This is a genomic window from Tardiphaga sp., from assembly GCF_028290785.1.
Taxonomy (GTDB): Bacteria; Pseudomonadota; Alphaproteobacteria; order Rhizobiales; family Xanthobacteraceae; genus Tardiphaga.
This window is the reverse complement of the sequence record NZ_JAQGJD010000379.1, coordinates 1-3,871: the sequence shown is the minus strand read 5'-3', so window position 1 is coordinate 3,871 and position 3,871 is coordinate 1. Positions and strand designations below refer to the sequence as shown.

Sequence of the window (3,871 nt, the reverse complement as noted above, 5' to 3'; positions counted from 1 at the left end):
TTGAAATTGTCGAAGGTGCCGATCGCGATCTGGCGCACCACGCCGCCCTTCGGCGCTTCCGGATTGACGTAGTCGAAACGCTTGAAGCCTTCGGGATATTTGATCTCGCCGAACAGCGACAGCGCGTGGCGCCATTCGCTCTCGGACTGCGCGGCGACCGGCGTGGCGGGGAGAATGCCGAGGCCGAGCGCCGGGGCGAGGGCCGCGAATGCGCTGGTTTGCAGCAGACGTCGTCGGGAGAGGGAAATGGTCAAATGCAGAATTCCTGTGAACCGAAGCGCCGAGTAGAGCCGCAATATAAGGCGAGGATTCGACCGATTATGCCGGGTTTTCCAGACGATACCATCCGTCATCTAACCAGGCTGCATCCTAGCCCATTGCGGCGAAACGTCCCGCTTAAGCTTTGGTAAGGCGGATACGAAAACGGCCAGGTAAAACCTGGCCGCTCGATCGCAGATGATGAGGCAAGACAGCCGTTACTTGGCGGCCGTCGGCAGCGGCACCGGGGTATCGGCCAGCGACGCCAGGTAGGCGATCACGTCGGCGCGCTCGCTGTCCTTCTGGATGCCGGCGAAGCCCATGGCGGTACCGGGAACGGTGCCCTTGGGGTTGGCGATGAACTTGTTCAGTTCCTCGAACGTCCAGGTGCCGCCCTTGGCCTTCATGGCCGCGGAGAAATTAAAGCCGTTCTTGCCCTGGCCGACATGCTCGTTGACGGTGCCGAACAGGTTCGGGCCGACGCGGTTCGGGCCGCCCTTTTCGAAGGTATGGCACGCGGCGCACTTCTTGGCGGCCACGCCGCCCTTTTCGATCGAAGCGGTCTGCAGCAGTTTCTCGATCGGCTCCGAGGGCGCCGCAGCGGCCTTGCCCCCGCCGGCGGCCTCTTCCTTGACCGCGATGTCGTAGCCGGGCTTTTCCAACTTCTTCGGCGAGAACACCGCTTCCGCGGTGATGCTCATCGCCATCAGAACCAGGCAGGTGCCGAGCACGGCGCCCATGATCTTATTGAGTTCGAAGGAGTCCATCGTTGGTCAGGCTCCACGCCAAGGTCAGTGAAAGGCCGTTGAATCGGCCACGTTGGGCTTAGGAATCGCGTTCGCAGCCGCACAGGCAGCCGATTTGAGATAACGGTTTGCCCCCGCTCTGGCAACCCGTATAAACGCGGCAGTTTTCCATCAACCCCCGCCATTTGCTGCGTCTTTCAGCTGGTTCCAGACCGTCTCCCATGACCGCCACCGACACCATCGTGCTGATCCCCGCCCGCATGGCGGCGACCCGCCTGCCCGGCAAGCCATTGCTGGACATCGCCGGCCTGCCGATGATCGTCCATGTGCTGCGCCGCGCCGAGGAAGCCGGCATCGGTCGGGTCGTGGTGGCCACCGACGGCCAGGAGATCGCCGACGCCGTCACCGCGCACGGCGGCGAGGTGGTGATGACCTCCGCCGACCATCCGTCCGGCTCTGACCGCATTTTTGAGGCACTGACGAAGCTCGATCCGGCGGGCGCCGTGCGAACCATCGTCAACGTCCAGGGCGATCTGCCCACCATTCCGCCGGGCGACATTCGCGCCGCGGTCGATCTGCTGGCGGACGCCGCGGTGGATATTGGCACCCTCGCCGCCGAAATCCGCACCGAGGAGGAGCACCTGAGCCCGAACGTGGTGAAGCTGATCGGCTCGCCGCTGGACGCCCGGCGGCTCCGGGCACTGTATTTTACCCGGGCCACGGCGCCGTACGGCGACGGACCGCGCTATCATCATATCGGACTCTATGCCTACCGCCGGTCGGCGCTGGAACGCTTCGTGAGCCTGTCGCCCTCGGTGCTCGAGATGCGCGAGAAGCTCGAACAGCTACGAGCGCTGGAAGCCGGCATGCGGATCGACGCGGCCATCGTCCGGTCGGTGCCGCTCGGCGTCGATACGCCGGCCGACCTTGAGACCGCCCGGCGGATTTTGCAGACTTCCTGAGCGACCACACAGAGACCACCACCATGAAAATAGCATTCCAGGGCGAGCCCGGCGCCAATTCCCATATCGCCATCGTCGAGGCGTTTCCCGACGCCGTGCCGCTGCCCTGCGCCACCTTCGAGGATGCGCTGGCGGCGATCTCTTCGGGCGAAGCCGAGCTCGGCATGATCCCGATCGAGAACTCGATCGCCGGCCGCGTCGCCGACATCCACCACCTGCTGCCGGCCTCCGGCCTGTTCATCGTCGGCGAATGGTTTCTGCCGATCCATCACCAGATGATGGCACCCCGCGGCGCCAAACTGGCCGACATCAAGACCGTCGAAAGCCATGTCCATGCGCTCGGCCAGTGCCGCCGCATCATCCGCAAGCTCGGCATCAAGGCGATCGTCGCCGCCGATACGGCGGGCTCCGCGCGCGCGGTCGCCGAACGCGGCGACAAGAGCTGCGCCTCGTTCGCCTCAAAGCTTGCCGCCGATATCTACGGCCTCGATATCCTCGCCGAGGACGTCGAGGACGAAGCGCACAACACCACCCGCTTCGTGATGCTGGCGAAGGACGCCAAATGGGCGGCGCAGGATTCCGGCCCGCTGGTCACCAGTTTCGTGTTCCGGGTGCGCAACCTGCCGGCCGCTTTGTATAAGGCGATGGGCGGCTTCGCCACCAACGGCGTCAACATGACCAAGCTGGAAAGCTACATGGTGGACGGCAACTTCTTCGCCACGCAGTTCTACGCCGACGTCGACGGCCATCCCGACGACCGCAACCTCGCTTTCGCGCTGGAAGAGCTGAAATTCTTCTCGCGCGAATTCAGGATTGTCGGCGTGTATCCCAGCCACCCGTTCCGCGCGAGTTATGGCGAGGCAGAGTAGCGCTCCCTCGTTTCCCGGACGCGCTGCAGCGTCCTTACGCTGCTGCGCAGATCCGGGATCCAGCTTTCTGCTCACAAAACCGGGACGCCGGATCTGCGGCGCACTACGCCGCCAAGATGCGGCGCAATGCACCGCGTCCGGGGAACGCGACATCGCTTACGGTGCCGCGTCAGTGGCCAACGTATGCGTCGCGGCAAAGGGTGCACCGGGCAGGAACAGGATGACCGGGCGAATCTCGTAGACCGCGGTCGGATTGACGCGACGCAGGTCGCGCGCAACGGCACTGGCGTCTTCGCGCGTGGCGCAGTCGGCGACATAGAAGCCCAGCAACTGCTCCTTGGTCTCGGCAAACGGACCATCGATGACCACGCCGGCGCCCGGCCCGCGCAACGTGAACGCGTCCTTGGTCGCGCCTAGCCGCGCGGCCGGTCCCAGCCGATCCTCGGCTTTCAGCTTGTCGTGCACCTTGTGAAGATTGCCCATCACCGCCGCATCCTGTTCGGCGGTCCAGGACGCGACGAGGTCTTCGACGTGGTAGGCCAGGATCGCATAGAGCATCGGATCTCACCTTTCGTTGGTCTGGTCACCCAAGGACGTGTTAGCGGCGTCGATTCCGACATCGCCGGACTGGGCACGCAGAACTATCAGCCGTCATTGCGAGGAGCTCTTGCGACGAAGCAATCCAGCCCTTTTGGCGCTTGCGGCCTTCTGGATCGCCGCGTCGCTTCGCTAAGGGGAAAGCCAATTGGCTTTCCCTGACCTCGCAATAACGTGGCGAGGTTCGAGTTTATGCCGCCGACTTCTGCAACTGAAACGCCTCCGCCAGCAGCGTGTACGATTTCTTCCGCGCCTCGTGATCGGTCACCGCGGTGATCACCATCAACTCGTCGGCCTGGCTGGAATCCACCAGCGGCTGCAGTTTCTGCATCACCGTGGCAGGACTTCCGACGAATAGCCGCGCGCGGTTGCGGGCGATCGCCGTGCGTTCGCGCTCCGTATAGGGATAGGCCAGCGCCTCCTCCACGCTCGGCAGCGG

General features: G+C 64.3%; 4 protein-coding genes and 2 pseudogenes. 2 read left to right on the top strand and 4 right to left on the bottom strand.

The window, feature by feature from the left end; all coding sequences use genetic code 11:
- Positions 1 to 248 (bottom strand): annotated as a pseudogene (locus JWR89_RS23990) (ABC transporter substrate-binding protein); the annotation flags it as partial.
- Positions 249 to 476: 228 nt separating this feature from the next.
- A complete protein-coding gene (locus JWR89_RS23985) occupies positions 477 to 1,025 on the bottom strand; it encodes a cytochrome c family protein (protein WP_299720700.1) in 549 nt (182 codons plus the stop codon).
- Between the two features lie 200 nt (positions 1,026 to 1,225).
- Between JWR89_RS23985 and JWR89_RS23980 the strand changes: the two genes are divergently transcribed.
- Positions 1,226 to 1,966 carry a 3-deoxy-manno-octulosonate cytidylyltransferase gene (locus JWR89_RS23980; protein WP_299720699.1) on the top strand — a complete coding sequence of 247 codons (741 nt, stop codon included), beginning with the start codon at positions 1,226 to 1,228 and terminating at the stop codon, positions 1,964 to 1,966.
- A 23-nt stretch (positions 1,967 to 1,989) separates the two neighbouring features.
- Positions 1,990 to 2,835 carry a prephenate dehydratase gene (locus tag JWR89_RS23975; protein WP_299720698.1) on the top strand — a complete coding sequence of 282 codons (846 nt, stop codon included), beginning with the start codon at positions 1,990 to 1,992 and terminating at the stop codon, positions 2,833 to 2,835.
- A 156-nt stretch (positions 2,836 to 2,991) separates the two neighbouring features.
- Here JWR89_RS23975 and JWR89_RS23970 read toward each other — a convergent pair whose 3' ends face one another.
- Both JWR89_RS23970 and JWR89_RS23965 read right to left on the bottom strand, forming a co-directional pair.
- Complete coding sequence (locus JWR89_RS23970; RefSeq protein WP_299720697.1) at positions 2,992 to 3,393, bottom strand: YciI family protein; 402 nt, start codon at positions 3,391 to 3,393, stop codon at positions 2,992 to 2,994.
- A gap of 229 nt (positions 3,394 to 3,622) precedes the next feature.
- Positions 3,623 to 3,871 (bottom strand): annotated as a pseudogene (locus JWR89_RS23965) (LLM class flavin-dependent oxidoreductase); the annotation flags it as partial.

What these genes read in the sequence shown, in the direction of transcription:
- JWR89_RS23985 (WP_299720700.1), bottom strand. Translation starts at nt 1,025, where the DNA reads ATGGACTCCTTCGAACTCAATAAGATCATGGGCGCCGTGCTCGGCACC.
- JWR89_RS23980 (WP_299720699.1), top strand. Translation starts at nt 1,226, where the DNA reads ATGACCGCCACCGACACCATCGTGCTGATCCCCGCCCGCATGGCGGCG.
- JWR89_RS23975 (WP_299720698.1), top strand. Translation starts at nt 1,990, where the DNA reads ATGAAAATAGCATTCCAGGGCGAGCCCGGCGCCAATTCCCATATCGCC.
- JWR89_RS23970 (WP_299720697.1), bottom strand. Translation starts at nt 3,393, where the DNA reads ATGCTCTATGCGATCCTGGCCTACCACGTCGAAGACCTCGTCGCGTCC.